General features: G+C 61.6%; 14 protein-coding genes and 1 pseudogene. 12 read left to right on the forward strand and 3 right to left on the reverse strand.

What is annotated here, in order from left to right; translation table 11 throughout:
• Positions 1-207: pseudogene (locus ACQKP2_RS28445) on the reverse strand (hypothetical protein); the annotation flags it as partial.
• Positions 208-370: 163 nt separating this feature from the next.
• Between ACQKP2_RS28445 and ACQKP2_RS28450 the strand changes: the two are divergent.
• Entirely contained in the window at positions 371-1,288 is a 918-nt protein-coding gene (locus ACQKP2_RS28450) for a helix-turn-helix domain-containing protein (RefSeq protein WP_427581459.1), read from the forward strand.
• Here ACQKP2_RS28450 and ACQKP2_RS28455 read toward each other — a convergent pair.
• The gene (locus tag ACQKP2_RS28455; protein WP_427581460.1) at positions 1,269-1,862 is read right to left on the reverse strand and encodes a cupin domain-containing protein; all 594 of its coding nucleotides are present in this window, start codon (positions 1,860-1,862) and stop codon (positions 1,269-1,271) included. The genes ACQKP2_RS28450 and ACQKP2_RS28455 overlap by 20 nt on opposite strands.
• A gap of 162 nt (positions 1,863-2,024) precedes the next feature.
• Positions 2,025-3,986 (reverse strand): FAD-dependent oxidoreductase, encoded by a 1,962-nt coding sequence (locus ACQKP2_RS28460; protein ID WP_427581461.1) that lies wholly within the window; start codon positions 3,984-3,986, stop codon positions 2,025-2,027.
• A 27-nt stretch (positions 3,987-4,013) separates the two neighbouring features.
• On the opposite strand from ACQKP2_RS28460, the gene ACQKP2_RS28465 reads away from it, so the two are divergent.
• The 11 genes from ACQKP2_RS28465 to ACQKP2_RS28515 all read left to right on the forward strand — a co-directional run.
• Positions 4,014-4,223, forward strand: a complete 210-nt coding sequence (locus ACQKP2_RS28465; protein ID WP_427581462.1) for a hypothetical protein — start codon at positions 4,014-4,016, stop codon at positions 4,221-4,223.
• Positions 4,224-4,316: 93 nt separating this feature from the next.
• Positions 4,317-5,366, forward strand: a complete 1,050-nt coding sequence (locus tag ACQKP2_RS28470; RefSeq protein ID WP_427581464.1) for an ABC transporter substrate-binding protein — start codon at positions 4,317-4,319, stop codon at positions 5,364-5,366.
• Between the two features lie 74 nt (positions 5,367-5,440).
• Complete coding sequence (locus tag ACQKP2_RS28475) at positions 5,441-6,235, forward strand: class II aldolase/adducin family protein (RefSeq protein WP_427581465.1); 795 nt, start codon at positions 5,441-5,443, stop codon at positions 6,233-6,235.
• 242 nt (positions 6,236-6,477) lie between these two features.
• Positions 6,478-7,125: a transcriptional regulator BetI gene (gene betI / locus ACQKP2_RS28480; RefSeq protein ID WP_427581466.1), complete on the forward strand. Its 648-nt coding sequence runs from the start codon at positions 6,478-6,480 to the stop codon at positions 7,123-7,125.
• An 85-nt stretch (positions 7,126-7,210) separates the two neighbouring features.
• Positions 7,211-7,933: a response regulator gene (locus ACQKP2_RS28485; protein ID WP_427581479.1), complete on the forward strand. Its 723-nt coding sequence runs from the start codon at positions 7,211-7,213 to the stop codon at positions 7,931-7,933.
• Positions 7,933-8,712, forward strand: a complete 780-nt coding sequence (locus ACQKP2_RS28490; RefSeq protein ID WP_427581468.1) for a substrate-binding periplasmic protein — start codon at positions 7,933-7,935, stop codon at positions 8,710-8,712. Before ACQKP2_RS28485 ends, ACQKP2_RS28490 begins: the two co-directional genes overlap by 1 nt.
• Entirely contained in the window at positions 8,709-10,973 is a 2,265-nt protein-coding gene (locus ACQKP2_RS28495; protein ID WP_427581469.1) for an ATP-binding protein, read from the forward strand. The genes ACQKP2_RS28490 and ACQKP2_RS28495 overlap by 4 nt, the downstream gene beginning before the upstream one ends.
• 209 nt (positions 10,974-11,182) lie before the next feature.
• A complete protein-coding gene (locus ACQKP2_RS28500; protein ID WP_427581471.1) occupies positions 11,183-12,589 on the forward strand; it encodes an amino acid permease in 1,407 nt (468 codons plus the stop codon).
• Positions 12,590-13,154: 565 nt separating this feature from the next.
• Complete coding sequence (locus tag ACQKP2_RS28505) at positions 13,155-13,946, forward strand: enoyl-CoA hydratase/isomerase family protein (RefSeq protein WP_427581473.1); 792 nt, start codon at positions 13,155-13,157, stop codon at positions 13,944-13,946.
• Between the two features lie 43 nt (positions 13,947-13,989).
• The gene (locus tag ACQKP2_RS28510; RefSeq protein WP_427581475.1) at positions 13,990-15,150 is read left to right on the forward strand and encodes an acyl-CoA dehydrogenase family protein; all 1,161 of its coding nucleotides are present in this window, start codon (positions 13,990-13,992) and stop codon (positions 15,148-15,150) included.
• 18 nt (positions 15,151-15,168) lie between these two features.
• A partial coding sequence (locus tag ACQKP2_RS28515; protein ID WP_427581477.1) for a CoA-binding protein occupies positions 15,169-16,179 on the forward strand: 1,011 nt, incomplete at its 3' end.

Consider the following 16,179-nt stretch of genomic DNA (forward strand, 5'->3'; position numbering starts at 1 on the left):
CCAGGGCGCCGATGAAATTCTCAAGACCCCGGTTACCGTTTGCAACAGCACACTTTCCGGCAGGCGCATGCCTCGCTCATGCAGGAACTTGTTGGTGGGTGCGATTTTGCCGCGTGCAATGCCGGTCAGGTCGCTGACAACGCACTCGACTTCGGTAATCTTGTGATCTTTCAGCCAAGTGAACAGCTGATCGAAAGGGGCATTCATAAAGACCTCGTTATTGGTTTTATTAACGCGGGGGAAGATCGATTTCATCGTTCGCAGGCTTCCCCTGAGGCGCGTTGACGACTATCTTGGGCGAGCCTTGCCGTTCCATCTATCCACTTTAAGCAGCACCAAAGCGCACCAAAAGAGTGCGTAAGGTCATCTCATGACAGCGTGTAATCCATTACAGGTCCAAGCGTTCAATACCGCCGATGTCGCCGAGCAGATCCGCGCCACACCTGGCTGGGTCCAGCATTACCAGCAGATGTCGCCGGGGCATTTCGCCGGGTTGGTGCGTTATCTGGACCTGCAGGGCGTAGAGATTTACGAAGAACACATGAACACCCGGGTCGAGCAGAATTTCAGTGCGCCAGAGGGGTCGTTGGCGTTCTGCTTCGATCGCAGCGAAAACTCGCTGTATGTGTTGAATGGCGAAAGCCGCAACATCTGGATTACCCCGGAGAACTACCAGGAAATCGCCGTGGTGTTCGGTCCGGAGTTCGTCCAGCGCCACGCCCTGGATGTCGCCAGGCTCGAAGGGCTGTTCATGGCGCCGCTCAATTCGCAACAGAATGCGCTGTTCAGTCGCTGGCTGAGCGGCACGCTGACGCGTCTGTCACAGACCCTTGACCCGCCCAGTCGCGAGGCACTGACCCAGCAGTTGCTGGACGACTGCCTGTTTATCCTCGACAACGCCTGTGTCTGCCTGGATCAGGGCGCGTTGCAGCGACGTGCCGGTGAGCGGGCGATCATGAAGCGTGTGGGGGAGTGGGCCGCCGATACGCCGGAAGAACAGCTCAATCTGCTGGAGCTGTCACAGGTCGCCGGGGTTTCTCTGCGTCAGTTGCAACACGCGTTCAAGGCCTACACCGGCATGGCGCCGACCCAATGGCTGCGCCTGCGTCGCCTGAACAGCGCCCGCCGTGAATTGCTCAGCCGCACGCCGGCGCAAACCACCGTGGCAGAAGTGGCGATGCACTGGTCGTTCTGGCATCTGGGGCGTTTTTCCAGCAGCTACCGTGCGCTGTTCAAGGAGCTGCCCAGCGATACCCTCAAGCGCGACGTCAGAAGGTCGGCGGGGTGATGACCCAGATCACCACCGCATCGACCTCGCCGGGGTTGCCGTAGCGGTGGGGTTCCTGGCTGGAGAAGCTGAAACTGTCGCCTTCGCTGAGCTGGAAATGACGCTCACCCACCCATAACTCGAAAGTGCCCGACAGCAGATATCCGGCTTCTTCGCCTTCGTGGCTGTAGCTTTGCTGGCTGTAGGTGCCTGGCGGAAAACGCGAATGGAGCATTTCCAGTTGGCGGTTGGGTGGCGGGGTTAGCAACTGGTCGACGATGCCATCTTCGTAGTGCACGCTCAATCGACTGTTCTTGCGCACCACGACGCCGTCATCCTGCGGGTTGGTGTTGGCTTCGCTGGCGAAAAACCACTGGATGGTCACCCCAAGGCTGCGGGCAATGTTGAACAGCGCCGGAATCGACGGATAGGCCAGATTGCGCTCCAGCTGGCTGATGTAGCCGGCCGTCAGCTCGCTTTGCTGTGCCAGCTCCGCCAGGGTCATGCCCCGGCGTTTGCGCAGGCCGCGGATTCGCGTACCGAGGAAGTGCGGTTCGGTGGCGCTGGCGGGTGGTGTGGTGCTGTTGTCGCTCATGGTCAATTCCGGCTACGCCCCCCTGTAGGAGCGAGCAAGCTCGCGATGGAGGCAAGAACGCCGCGGGGTGTCAGGCTTGCAGCGTTATCGTTGACGTCCATCGCGAGCGTGCTCGCTCCTACAGGGGGGGCGATCATCTGAAGTCCCGGAGTATAAACAGGCTCAAAGCTCCCACGCGACTTTCAATCCTTCATAAATCGCTTCTTCGGCGGTACGCGGCGCCAGGCAGTCGCCGATGCGCCGAAACTCCACCAGGCCCTGCAATTCGGCGCCGAGGGTATCGACCGGTTGGTGTCCCTGGCACAGCACCAGGGTGTCGATGTTTTCCATCAACATCGGCTCGCCACTGGCGGTGTGTTGCAGGTACACGGTGTTGTCGTCGCAACCGTACAAGCGGGCGTAGGGCGTGATCGCGATGCCCAGTTTGTGCAGTTCTCCGGCCATTTGATCGCGCACATACAACGGCAGGTTTTCTCCGCAATGAGTGCCGTTGACGGCCAGTTGCACCTGGTGCCCGGCACGGGTCAGGCGTTCGGCGATGCCGGGGCCGATCCAGTCGCAACGCCAGTCGACCACGACCACCGAACGACCGATCTGCACCTCGTCGCGCAACACCTGCCAGGCGTCGACGACCTGCAGTTCGCCACCGCGTTCGAAAGGCGGCCAGTAGGGTTCGGCGCCGGTGGCGATGATCACCACATCGGGTTTTTCCTGTTCCACCAACGCGCGATTGACCCGGGTGTTGCGCACGACGCGCACCCCGGCCAGTTCCATTTCCCGTTGCAGGTTGGTACTGGCACCGCCGAACTCGCTGCGTCGCGGCAGCAATTGCGCCAGCAACACCTGGCCGCCCAATTGCGAAGCGGCTTCGTAAAGGGTCACCTCATGCCCGCGCTGGGCGGCGACGGCGGCAGCCTTCATACCTGCCGGACCGCCGCCGGCAATCATGATGCGTTTGCGCTGACGGGTGGGTTGGCGTTGGCCGAAGATCAGCTCACGGCCGGTTTCCGGGTGTTGGATGCAGGAAATCGGCAACCCCTTGTGGAAATGCCCGATGCACGCCTGATTGCAGGCAATGCAGGCCCGCACGTCTTCGACGCGGCCGGTTTCGGTCTTGCCGGGCATTTGCGGATCGCAGATCAAGGCACGGGTCATGCCGCACACATCGGCCTGACCACGGGCCAGCATCAGTTCCGCTTCCTGAGGCTGGTTGATGCGTCCGGTGACGAACAAGGGAATGTTCAGGCCGGCCTTGAACGTCCCGGCTTCCCTGGCCAGATAGGCCGCTTCGATTGCCATGGGCGGCACGATATGCACCGCACCACCCAGCGAGGCCGATGTACCGGCGACGATGTGTACGTAGTCGAGTTGTGCTTGCAGCGACTGCACGGCGGCCAGGGACTCGTCTTCGGTCAGGCCTTCCGGGTCGCGCTCGTCGGCGGAGATGCGCAGGCCGACGATGAACTGCTCGTCGGTGCTGGCACGTATGGCGGCGATGACTTCGCGCAGAAAGCGCAGGCGCTGGTCCAGGTCGCCGTTGTAGCCGTCGGTACGGCGATTGACGCGCGGGTTGATGAATTGCGCCGGCAGATACCCGTGGCTGGCGACCACTTCCACGCCATCGATTCCCGCCTGGTGCAGGCGCCGCGCCGCGGCCGCGTACCCGGCGACGATCTCATCGATCATCGCCTGATCCAGCGCCCGTGGCATCACCCGGAAACGTTCGTTGGGTACCGCCGAAGCGGAATAGGCCACGGCCAGCAAACCGTCGCTGGATTCCATGATTTCCCGCCCCGGATGGAACACTTGTGACAGCACCAGGGTGCCGTGTGCATGGCAGGTCTGGGCGATTTTGCGGTAACCCTCGATGCAGGCGTCATCCGTGGCCATCAGGACATGGGAGGTGTAGCGCGCGCTGTCATGCACGCCGGCCACTTGCAGCACGATCAGCCCGGCACCGCCTTCGGCACGTGCCTTGTGATAGGCGATCAATTGTTCGTTGACCAGGTTGTCAGTCGGCATCGAGGTGTCGTGACCGCTGGACATGATGCGGTTTTTCAGGCGTTTGCCACGAATCTGCAACGGTTCGAACAGGTGTGCAAAGGCTGGGGCGGGGCTTGGCATGGTACGGATACTCCGGGTTTTCGCGTCATGCTGACTCCTGTAGGAGCGAGCACGCTCGCGATGGAGGCCGGAACTGCGCGGGGCATCAGACTGCCAGCGTTATCGTTCACGACCATCGCGAGCATGCTCGCTCCTACAGAATCGGATCAGGATTCGGCGTTGTTATTATTGGACTATGAAAATTTACCGCCAGTAAAAAATCAACTTGTTTTTTTACTGATGCATGCAGTAGCTTGAAATGGCACCCGCACTCTGGGGGGCAGACCTCACAACAATAAAAAAGGGCCATCCCGAACGGTCTTCGGCTGGCACCTGCAGGAGGATCCATTGATGAAATCGAACAGGCTCAAGCACGGTTTTTATCCCTTGGTGTTGTCCCTGGCCATGGGCCTGGGGAGCGCTGAGGCAGCGTCGGACATGGTGGTGGTCGGGTACGGCGGCGCTGGTCAGAAGGCCCAGGACGTGGCGTTCTTCCAGCCGTTCAGTGCCGTGGATCAGAGCAAAGTGATCCAGAGCGAATACAACGGCGAGATGGCCAAAATCAAAGTCATGGTCGACACCGGTAACGTGGACTGGGATGTCGTGCAGATCGAAGGTCCGGACTTGATGCGTGGCTGCGAGGAGGGCATGTACGAGCGGCTTGACTGGAAACGGCTGGGTCGCGCGGACCAATTGATTCCGGAGGCGGCACAGGAGTGCGGTTCTGCAGCGCTGGTCTGGAGCGTGGCGATTGCCTACGACACCGACAAACTGGCCCAGGCGCCGACCTCGTGGGTGGATTTCTGGGATGTGCAGAAGATCCCCGGCAAGCGCGGCCTGCGCAAACGCGCGGTGTACAACCTGGAGTTCGCCCTGCTTGCGGACGGCGTGAAGGTCGAGGACGTGTACAAGGTGCTCAATACGCCCAAAGGCGTCGATCGCGCCTTTGCCAAGCTCGATCAACTCAAGCCCTACATCCAGTGGTGGGAAGCCGGCGCGCAACCGCCGCAATGGCTGACGGCCGGCGATGTGGTGATGACCTCGACCTACAGTGGACGTATCGCCTCGGCGGCACAAAACGGCAGTCACCTGGGGCTGGTCTGGCCGGGCAGCCTGTACGGCATGGACTATTGGGCAATCATCAAGGGCTCCAAACACGTCGATCAGGCCCAGCGCTTTATCGCCTTCGCCAATCAGCCGGACGCTCAGGTCAACTATGTGAAGCAGATTCCTTACGGCCCGACCAACACCCAGGCTGCCGCGCAGCTGGATGACAAGCTCGCCCAATGGGTACCGACCGCGCCGCAGAACCTCAAGGGCGCGCTGTCGATGGACGTGGGTTTCTGGGTCGATCATGGCGAGGAGCTTGAAGAACGCTTCAACGCCTGGGCCAGTAAATAACGATCTGCGACTGGACGCCTACGGGCGTCCAGTCCTATTGTCTGGCCTGCCGATCAGCCTGGAGCACTACAACAATGAATGACTTCGCGTCCCACTCCACTGTCACGCCCGTACGCAGCGCAACCGAACAGCGTCTGCGCGAAGAACTGGCGGCCTGTTATCGCCTGATTGCGCATTTCCGCATGACCGATCTGATCTTCACCCATATCTCGGTGCGTCTGCCGGGGCCGGAACATCACTTCCTGATCAACCCGTATGGCTTGATGTTCGATGAGATCACAGCGTCGAACCTGGTGAAGATCGACCTGCAAGGCCGTGCTGTGGAGCCATCAGCGTTTGCGGTCAATCCGGCCGGGTTCGTGATTCACAGTGCGATTCATGGCGCCCGCGAGGATGCGCAATGCGTGCTGCATACCCACACCAAATCCGGGTGTGCCGTGGCGGCGCTCAAGTGCGGTCTGCTGCCGGTGAACCAGATTTCCATGGAGTTTTATGGCCGAGTCGCCTACCACGACTACGAAGGCGTGGCGCTGGACCTGGGCGAACAGCAGCGGCTGGTGCAGGACATGGGTGACAAACCGGTGCTGATGTTGCGTAACCATGGTTTGTTGACCGTCGGCGAGACCGTGAGCCAGGCATTCTTGCGCATGTATTACCTGGAAAAGGCCTGTGAGATTCAGCTCGCCGCCCAGGCTGCTGGAGAGTTGGTATTGCCGCCGACCGAGGTGTGTGAACACACCGAGCGTCAGTTCAACGACCCCGGCCGGCCATTGGAGGAGGGTGAACTGAGCGACCCGGACGGCATGCAACTGGCCTGGGCGGCGTTGTTGCGGTTGCTGGAGCGGGTGGCGCCGGGGTATCGGGATTAATCCCGATCCTGTGTTGAATCGGATGGCGTGTTCGCGGGCAAGCCTCGCTCCTACAGGTGTTGTGTCGTTTGAATCATGGCGGACAACCACAATCCGTAGGAGCGAGGCTTGCCCGCGAACAGGGGGCGCTACGGATCCTGCGGCACGCAACTGACTGGAGACAATCCACACTCTTGCTGTACAGTCGTTCAGCTCGCCGGAAAAACGCGGGTCCCCATGATTGAATCCAGGAGCGTGTCGCCATGAATCAGGAAGCCCGTTTTTCCCGCATGGAACCGGAGTTGCGCAAGGCCAATCTGATCGAGGCAACGCTGGTGTGCCTCAAGCGCCACGGGTTCCAGGGCGCCTCGATCCGCAAGATTTCCGCCGAGGCCGGTGTGTCGGTCGGGCTGATCAGCCATCACTATTCCGGCAAGGACGAATTGGTGGCCGAGGCGTACCTGGCCATCACCGGGCGGGTGATGACCCTGTTGCGCGATGCCATGGCGCAGGCTGCACCCACCGCACGGGAGCGACTGTCGGCGTTTTTCCGTGGTTCGTTCTCCGCCGAATTGCTCGACCCACAGCTGATCGATGCCTGGCTGGCGTTCTGGGGCGCGGTGAAAACCGCCGAGGCGATCAACCAGGCCCACGATCATTCCTATGGCGAGTACCGCAGCATCCTGCGCAACGTGCTGATGGAGCTGGCGCAGGAGGAGGGCTGGGAAAACTTCGATGCCGATCTCGCCGCCATCGGCCTGAGCGCCTTGCTCGATGGCCTGTGGCTGGAGTCGGGACTGAACCCCGACACCTTCAGCCCGGAGCAGGGTATCCAGATTTGCGAGGCCTGGGTCGACGGTTTGCAAGCCGGTGGCCGGCAACGCTTTTGTGTGCAGACGAGCAACTGTTGATCGCCTGTTCAGCAGTGGTTAATCTCTGGCGCTGATGCAACAAACACTCTAATAAGAAAAACGCCTTCGGGCCTGTGCGGGACACCTGGTAATGACTCCTCGGGTATTGATCGTCGATGACGATCCGCTCATTCGCGAACTGTTGCACGCCTACCTTTCCCAGGAGGGCTACGAAGTCCATTGCGCCGCTACCGCGGAGCTGGCCGAAACCTTCCTCGCCAACCAGGCCGTGGACCTGGTCATGCTCGATATCCGCTTGCCGGGCAAGGACGGCCTGACCCTGACCCGTGAACTGCGGGTGCGCTCGGAGGTCGGGATCATCCTGATCACCGGACGCAACGATGAAATCGATCGCATCGTCGGCCTCGAATGCGGCGCCGATGACTATGTGATCAAGCCGCTCAATCCACGGGAACTGGTGTCACGGGCGAAAAACCTGATTCGTCGGGTTCGCCACGCGCAAATGCCGCCGCCGGTGGCAGCCGTGTCCCGGCCGGTCAAGCAGTTCGCCGATTGGGCGCTGGACACCGATCGCCGGCGCCTGATCGATCCTTCCGGTACTGAAACCCTGCTGACCCATGGCGAATACCAGTTGCTCAGCGTGTTCCTGCGCAACAGCGGCCACACCCTCAGTCGCGATCAGTTGATGGACCAGATCCGCAACCGCGAATGGGTGCCCAACGACCGCTCCATCGATGTGCTGGTGGGCCGCTTGCGGCGCAAGTTGCACGACGATCCCGCCGAACCGCAATTGATCATCACCATCCACGGCGCCGGTTACCTGTTCACGGCCAGCCTGGCGGCGTGATGGCCGTCGGGCGGCTGTTGTGGTTGGCGCTGATGCTGCTGGTGGGCACCGCGCAGGCGGCGCCAAAGGTTCGCTACTGCGATTATCCGGTGTACCCGCCGATTTCCTGGAGTGACGGCAAGCAGGTACGCGGCCTGGCGCCTAGCGTGGTGAAAAAACTGTTTGGCGATTTGGGCTACGAGGTCGAGGTCGTGGTGCTGGGCAACTGGAAGCGCTGCCTGCTCGATGCCGCCGAAGGCCGGGTCGATGTGGTGCTGGCCTACAGCACCGCGCAACGCGAGCAGAGCATGCTGTTTTCAACGGTGCCGGTGCTGCGCGAAGAAGTGGCCTTGTTCATCAATCGCAAGCACCCGGTGAAGTTCGACCGATTGCAGGACCTGGCCCGTTACCGTGGCGGCTTGCTGTTCGGTGAAAGCTATGGCGTGGAGTTCGATCGCATGGTCGCGCAAAACAACAACATCGAATGGGTGTCCGACAGTCGCCAGAATTTCGGCAAACTGATTCGCGGGCGCATCGATTTCATCACCCAGGAACGCCGCACCGGGCAGCTGTACGTCGAAAGCCTGGCCGGGGCGCAGGATATCGTTGCGCTGCCCACCGCCCTGAGTGTCGATTACCTGAGGGTGGCCGTCTCGCGCCTCTCGCCGCTGGCCGCGCGCATGCCGGACATCAATGCCCAGCTGCAGAAAATGGTCGATGCCGGCGACATCGAGCGCTTGCTCAATGAAAGCGAAGTGACCTATCGCGACATGATCAGCCTGCCGGCGGACGCGCAATGATCCGCGCCCGTCCCGGTGGCCTGTTGCGACGCCTGTTGCTGTTCATTCTGTTGTTCAGCCTGTGCTTTACCGTGCTTGCCAGCAGCGTGCAGCTGTATATCGAATACCGCCGGGAAATGCGCGAGATCGACTCGCGCATGGAGCTGATCCGTGCCGGTTATCTGGCGAGCCTGGAGCGCAGTCTCTGGGATCTGAACCAGGAACAACTGAACGTGCAGTTGCGGGGGCTGGTGGACTTTTCCGACGTGGCGCGGGTGCACCTGACCGGCCCGGATTACGACCTGCTGCAAGGCAATCCCGATCCGGTCGGGCCGTTGCGCATCGAAAGGTTTGCCCTGGATTACCAGCCACCCTCCGGTCCGTTGCGTCACCTGGGCGAACTGGAAGTCAGCACCGACCTTGGGGCCGTGTATCAGCGCCTGTACGCCACCGGATTGACCAGCCTGTTGTGGATGGGCGTGTTTCTGTGCGGCCTGGCGGTGGCGCTGTCCGGGTTGTTCTATCGCCTGGTCACCCGGCACCTGCAAGTCATGGCCGAATTTGCCCGACGCATTGCGGCCGGGCACTGGCACGAACCCTTGAGTCTGGACAAGCAGCGCAACGTGCAAAAGGACGAGATCGATACCGTGGCCCACGCGCTGGACGACATGCGCCGGGCCATTCTCAGCGACATCGACCGCCGTGAAAGCGATCGCCTGGCCTTGCAGGACAATCGCGACGAATTGCTGCGCAGGGTCGAGCGACGCACTGCCAGCCTGATGCGGGCCAAGGACGAAGCCGAGGCGGCCAACCTGGCCAAGTCGCGGTTTCTCGCGACCATGAGCCACGAACTGCGCACGCCCCTGAACGGCATTCTCGGCATGGCCGAATTGCTCCGCGGCGCCGGTCTGCAACCGCAGGACAGCAAGCGTCTGGACGCTTTGCACAAGGCCGGCGAAGGCTTGTTGGCGATCCTCAATGAAGTGCTGTATTTCGCCAAGCTGGAGGAGGGCACGAGTCAGCCCGAGCCGGTGGATTTCTCGATTCGCCAGTTGCTCGATGAAGTGTTGACCCTGCTCGAACCCAAGGCGCTCGCCAATGACACTGTTCTGCTGTGTCGGGTCGATCAGCGGGTGGCCGAACATCACCAGGGCGCCGAGCAATTTTTGCGGCAGGTCTTGAGCAACCTGCTGGCCAATGCGATCAAGTTCACCGAAGGCGGGGAAGTCAGCGTCGAGGTGGCATTGCTCGCACCCATTGACGATGGGCAGGGTGGGCAACGTCTGCGCATCAGTGTCACCGATAATGGCATCGGCATCGAACCGTCGATGCAGGCGAGGATTTTCGAACGCTTCACCCAGGCCAGCGAGGAAGTGGCGCAACGTTTTGGTGGCACCGGGCTGGGCCTGGCGATCTGCAAGCATCTGGTGGAAAAAATGGGCGGCTGTATCGGTGTCAGCAGCAAGGTCGGGCAGGGCAGTTGCTTCTGGTTTGAACTGCCGTTGCAGCCTGCCGTGGGTGTGGCAGCTGTGAACCGGGCCAGCGACGCAGGTCCCGCGTTGAAGGTGCTGGTGGTCGAAGACGTGGCGCTCAACCGTGAAGTGGCCCAGGGCTTGCTGACACGGGACGGGCACCAGGTGTGGCTGGCCGAGGAGGCGCAACAGGCGCTGGAGCACTGTGCTGCACAGGCGTTCGATCTGATATTGCTCGACGTGCATTTGCCCGGCCTCAGTGGCGTGGAGCTGTGCAGGCTTATCCGCAATTCACCAGGGCCGAACCGTCAGGCCCGCATCTTCGCCCTGACCGCCAGTGTGCAGCCGGCATTGGTGCGCGGCTATCTGGACGCGGGCATGGACGGCATTCTCGCCAAGCCGTTGAAGCTGGAAAACCTGCGCCAGGCATTGGCCGGCCGGGCTCCCCAGCCGCAGCAGGCGGCGATTGACGACGCCATTGACTGGCCGTTGCTGCAAACCCATCGCAACCTGCTTGGCGAGCAGAAAGTCCAGGGCCTGTTGACGGTGCTGCACGATTCGATCCTGCAACACCGCCAGGCACTGCGCGAAGCCATCGATGCCGACGACTGCACCGAAGTCGCACACCTGGCCCACCGTTTGGCCGGCAGCAGCGATTCCCTGGGGTTTCGCGCCCTGGCAGACACACTCAAGCGTCTGGAGGCGGCGGCACTTGCCAGCGATGAAGCGTCGGTGCGCGCAATGGCACCGGGGGTAGATGAGCAATTGCAGCGTTCGCGGTTAACGCTGGAGGCTTTGCTTGAGGACTGATGCACAAGGTTGTTACAACCTTTTACATCTTTGATCTTCCGGTACAACGCGACCTTACATGGCTTTCCAATAATCGACGCAACCGCCGCCGCGCGGTCTTCGAAGCTTATTGGAGATAATAATAATGAACCGCCGTAAAGCTGATCCTTCCCTGCGCCACGACCTCCCGTCCTGCGCCGCCTCCCTCACAGACTGCTGAGGGCGTGGACATGAGCGAAAACAACGAACGCAAAGGCATCCAACTCACCCGGGCCCTCAAGAGCCGGCACATTTTCATGCTGTCCCTGGGCGGCGTCATCGGCACCGGCCTGTTCATGGGCTCCGGTGTGACGATCAATCAGGGCGGACCGTTGGGGGCCATTCTGGCGTACCTGGTGGCGGGTTTCCTGATGTACCTGGTGATGGTCTGCCTGGGTGAATTGTCGGTGCAGATGCCGGTATCCGGATCGTTCCAGACCCACGCCACCAAATTCATCGGCCCGGCCACCGGGTTCATGATCGGTTGGGTGTACTGGATGAGCTGGGCGACCACCGTCGGCCTGGAATTCACCGCAGCGGGAATGTTGATGACCCGCTGGTTCCCCCATGTGCCAATCTGGTACTGGTCGGCGCTGTTCGTGGTCGTGCTGTTCGGCATCAACGCACTGGCGACCCGTGCCTTCGGTGAAGCGGAATACTGGTTCTCCGGCATCAAGGTGGCGGCGATTCTCGGTTTCATCGTGGTGGGCGTGCTGGTGATCTTCGGCGTGATGCCGCTGAGCAGCGGCGCACCTGCACCCATGATGAACAATCTGATCGGCGACTCGTTGTTCCCCAACGGATTGTCTGCAGTGTTCGCGGTGATGATGACCGTGGTCTACGCGTTCCAGGGTTGCGAGATCATGGGCGTGGCGGCCGGTGAAACCGATCAGCCTGAAAAGAGCATTCCTCGCGCGGTGCGCAACGTGGTGTTCCGCGTGCTGATTTTCTATGTGCTGGCGATTGTCGTGCTCTCGGCCATCGTGCCGTGGCAGCAGGCCGGCCTGATGGAAAGCCCGTTCGTGCAGGTGTTCGACATGGTCGGCATTCCCTACGCTGCGGACCTGATGAACTTCGTGATCCTGACGGCGATTCTGTCGGTGGGCAACTCCGGCCTGTACGCCTCGACCCGTATCCTGTGGGCGATGTCGAAAACCGGCATGGCGCCAAAGAGCCTTTCGCCGTTGAGCAAGCGCGGTGTGCCGTTGCGTGCCCTGAGTATCACCCTGTGCTTTGCGCTGGTGTCGTTGCTGACCAGTTTTATCGCGGCAGACACCTTGTTCATGGTGTTGATGGCGGTCAGTGGCATGTCCGGTACCGTCACCTGGATCGTCATCGCTCTGGCGCAATACAAATTCCGCAAGGCCTACCTGCGTGACGGCGGCAAACTCAGCGACCTGAAGTACCGCGCACCCTGGTTCCCGGTGCTGCCATTGATGTGCATCGCGCTGTGCTGCTCGTTGTTCGTCTTCCTGGCACTGGATGAAACCCAGCGTCCGTCGCTGTATTGGGGCTTCGGCTTCATCGCGCTGTGCTATGGCGCGTACTTCCTGTTCCATCGCAAGCGTGAGGCAGTGCTGGCGCCAAGCTTGTCGTAACACATCCAAACCCTGTGGGAGCGAGCCCTGCTCGCGATTGCGGTGTATCAGTCAACAGCGATGTTGAATGTGATGCCGCGATCGCGAGCAGGCTCGCTCCCACAGTTGTTTCTGTCGTCCACAGAATTTGTGCTCACCGCAAAGCTCTGTGGGAGCTGGCTTGCCAGCGATGGGGCCATCACATTCACCCTGTCTGGTGGCTGACATCCCGCCATCGCTGGCAAGCCAGCTCCCACAGGGATCGATGGTGCAAAAAATGTTGTGTCCACCACCGTCCATCGTAGGAGCGAGGCTTGCCCGCGAAGGGGACCTTGAAATCGCCTTCGCAGGCAAGCCTTGCTCCTACAGGACTTCCACCCGCCTGTCGGCAGTTGTTCGAAGTTGTAACAGCACAAAAAACCTTATCTGGAATATCGAAAAAATAGTCATATAAAACATGTGCTTACGTGACTGATGAGCCTGTTACAGCTTATTTCGTCACCCAATTGCCCGCTTACTGAACACTCGTTTAGTATGGCCCCAAGTCGCCTCACCTCAAGACAACCAAAATAATCCGAGGACCCGCATGACTACTCACCAATCTCTGCTCAGTCAGGTCGAAGCCGGCGTTGCCTGGATCACCCTCAATCGCACCGCGCAACGCAACGCGCTGGATATTCCGACGCTGAAAAACCTGCATGCCTTGCTCGACGCGTACAACGCCGATCCTGCCGTACGCGTGGTGGTCCTGACCGGCAACGGGCGCAGTTTCTGTGCCGGCGCCGATCTTGATGAGTGGGCTGCCGCCGAAGCCCGTGGCGCCCTGGAAAGCTACGGCTGGACCGAAACCGCCCATGCCCTGATGAGCCGCCTGTACAGCCTGGAAAAACCCACCATTGCCGCCATCAACGGCACCGCCGTCGGCGCGGGCATGGACCTGACCCTGTGCTGCGACCTGCGCATCGCCGCGCAATCGGCGCGTTTCAAGGCCGGCTACACCAGCATGGCGTATTCGCCGGACGCCGGCGCCAGTTGGCATCTGCCACGCCTGATCGGTGCCGAGCAGGCCAAGCGCTTGCTGTTCCTCGATGAACTGTGGGGCGCCGACCGTGCCCTGGCCGCGGGTCTGGTGAGCGAGGTTTGCGCCGACGATCAACTGCTGAGCGTCACCGGCGAACTCGCCGGTCACCTGGCCAACGGTCCGACCTTTGCCTTTGCCCAGACCAAAAAACTCATCCGCGAAGGCGCCGACCGCAGCCTGCCGGAGCAACTGCAAGCGGAACTGGCCGCCGGCCTGCTGTGCGGGCGCAGCGAAGACGGCAACGAAGCCTTGCGTGCGGCCATGGAAAAACGCCCGGCACGCTTTGTCGGTCGTTAAGTCTCCAACCCTCTTACTCAGCCTACGAACAACAGGTAGCACCATGAATTTCCAACTGACCCAAGAACAAGAAATGTTGGTGGAAGCGGTACGCAGTTTCGTCGCCAAGGAACTGCTGCCGTATGAAGAAGAAGTCGACCGCGCCGATGAAGTCTCCCCGGAGCTGGCGGCGCAGATTCGCGGCAAGGCCATTGCCGCCGGTTTCTATGCCTTCAACATGCCCGAAGAAGTGGGCGGTGGCGGTCTGGATTACCTGTCCCAGGCACTCATCGAGCGTGAGCTGTCCAAGGTGTCCTGGGCCGTGCACGTATTTGTCGCGCGGCCGTCGAAAATCCTGATGGCGTGCAAGGGTGACCAGATCAACGACTACCTGCTGCCCTGCATCCAGGGCGAGAAGGTCGACTGCTTCGCGCTGACCGAGCCGGGCGCCGGTTCCGATGCCAACGCGATCAAGACCCGCGCGGTACGCGATGGCGACGACTTTGTCCTCAACGGCAGCAAGCACTTCATCAGCCATGCCGGCCACGCCGATTTCGCCATCGTCTTCGCCGTCACCGACACCTACGAACACAACGGCAAAAAGCGTAACGCCGTGACCTCGTTCCTGGTCGACCGCAACACGCCGGGCATGACCATCCGCCGTGGCCCCAAGTGCGTCAGCAACCGTGGCTACCACACCTTCGAAATGTTCTTTGACGACTGCCGCGTGCCGGCGTCCAAGGTGCTGGGCGAAGTCGGCAAGGGCTGGGAAGTGGCCAACGCCTGGCTCACCGCAGGGCGGGTCATGGTTGCCGCCAACTGCGTCGGCCAGGCGCAACGTGCACTGGACGTCTCGCTGCAATGGGCTGCCGATCGCAAGCAGTTCGGCCAGCCGATCGGCACCTATCAGGGCGTGTCGTTCAAACTGGCGGACATGGCCACGCAAATCCGTGCCGCCGAACTGCTGACATTGCACACCGCCTGGAAAATGGACCAGGGCACCATGACCGACGGCGAGGCCGGCATGGCGAAGCTGTTCGCCAGCGAAGTGCTCGGTCGTGCGGCCGATGAAGCCGTGCAGATCTTTGGCGGCATGGGCCTGATGGATGAAGGTCCGGTGGAACGCATCTGGCGTAACGCGCGGATCGAGCGGATCTGGGAAGGCACCTCGGAAATCCAGCGTCACATCATTTCCCGCGAACTGCTGCGGCCACTGCTGCGCTGATCGGCGCGGAGAATTTTTATGTCCCAGACCATTCGTGAAAACCTCAAGCGCATGCTCGCGCCACGCCACCTGGCCTTTGTCGGTGGCCGCAGCATGGCGCGTGCCCTCAAGCGCTGCGCCGACGGCGGCTACCCAGGACAAATGTGGCTGGTCAATCCGCAACATGACAGCCTCGAAGGCGTGCCTTGTGTGCGCAGCATTGCCGATTTGCCCTGCGGCCCGGACGCGGTGTTCATCGCCACCAACCGCGACCTGACCTTGACCTGCGTCGCCGAACTGGCCGCCATCGGCACCGGCGGCGCGATCTGCTACGCCTCGGGTTTCGCCGAGACCGGCGCCGAGGGCCAGGCCCTGCAGCAACAGCTTCTGGCTGTTGCAGGTGACATGGCGCTGCTCGGTCCCAACTGCTACGGCCTGCTCGACTACCTGCACAGCTCCGCGCTGTGGCCGGTGGCCCATGGCGGCAAGGCGGTGGAGAAGGGCGTGGCTGTGCTCACCCAGAGCGGCAACTTTGCCTACAACCTGTCCATGAGCGACCGCTCGCTGCCGGTGGCCTACATGGCTTCGGTCGGCAACCAGGCGCAACTGGGCGTGGCCGAATTGATGGACGTGCTGCTCGATGAACCTCGGGTCACTGCCATCGGCCTGCACCTGGAAGGGCTGAAAAACGTACCGGGTTTTGCCCGCGCCGCGCACAAGGCACTGGAGAAGGGCATTCCGATCATCGCGCTGAAAACCGGCGTGTCGCAGATCGGCGCCGAACTGGCGCTGAGCCACACCAGCTCGCTGTCCGGCTCCGATGCCCTGTACGACGCCTTGTTCGACCGCCTCGGGGTGATTCGCGTCAGCGGCCCGGTGAGCTTTGTCGAAACCCTCAAAGCAGCGGCCTGCGGCAACCTGCCGGCCGGCAACAGCCTGATCGCGCTGGCCTGTTCCGGTGGCGATGCCGGGCTGATCGCCGACTACGCCGAACGCAACGATTTGAGCCTGCCCAAACTCGACGACGGACAAGTCGGCGAGCTGGCCCAG

It is taken from the genome of Pseudomonas sp. NPDC089569 (genome assembly GCF_050280625.1).
Taxonomy (GTDB): domain Bacteria; phylum Pseudomonadota; class Gammaproteobacteria; order Pseudomonadales; family Pseudomonadaceae; genus Aquipseudomonas.

Excerpts from the sequence above, each read along its gene's own strand:
- ACQKP2_RS28465 (WP_427581462.1), top strand. The coding sequence starts at position 4,014 with ATGCTGACTCCTGTAGGAGCGAGCACGCTCGCGATGGAGGCCGGAACT.
- ACQKP2_RS28470 (WP_427581464.1), top strand. The coding sequence starts at position 4,317 with ATGAAATCGAACAGGCTCAAGCACGGTTTTTATCCCTTGGTGTTGTCC.
- ACQKP2_RS28455 (WP_427581460.1), bottom strand. The coding sequence starts at position 1,862 with ATGAGCGACAACAGCACCACACCACCCGCCAGCGCCACCGAACCGCAC.
- ACQKP2_RS28495 (WP_427581469.1), top strand. The coding sequence starts at position 8,709 with ATGATCCGCGCCCGTCCCGGTGGCCTGTTGCGACGCCTGTTGCTGTTC.
- ACQKP2_RS28510 (WP_427581475.1), top strand. The coding sequence starts at position 13,990 with ATGAATTTCCAACTGACCCAAGAACAAGAAATGTTGGTGGAAGCGGTA.
- ACQKP2_RS28460 (WP_427581461.1), bottom strand. The coding sequence starts at position 3,986 with ATGCCAAGCCCCGCCCCAGCCTTTGCACACCTGTTCGAACCGTTGCAG.
- ACQKP2_RS28450 (WP_427581459.1), top strand. The coding sequence starts at position 371 with ATGACAGCGTGTAATCCATTACAGGTCCAAGCGTTCAATACCGCCGAT.
- betI (WP_427581466.1), top strand. The coding sequence starts at position 6,478 with ATGAATCAGGAAGCCCGTTTTTCCCGCATGGAACCGGAGTTGCGCAAG.
- ACQKP2_RS28490 (WP_427581468.1), top strand. The coding sequence starts at position 7,933 with ATGGCCGTCGGGCGGCTGTTGTGGTTGGCGCTGATGCTGCTGGTGGGC.
- ACQKP2_RS28500 (WP_427581471.1), top strand. The coding sequence starts at position 11,183 with ATGAGCGAAAACAACGAACGCAAAGGCATCCAACTCACCCGGGCCCTC.
- ACQKP2_RS28505 (WP_427581473.1), top strand. The coding sequence starts at position 13,155 with ATGACTACTCACCAATCTCTGCTCAGTCAGGTCGAAGCCGGCGTTGCC.
- ACQKP2_RS28475 (WP_427581465.1), top strand. The coding sequence starts at position 5,441 with ATGAATGACTTCGCGTCCCACTCCACTGTCACGCCCGTACGCAGCGCA.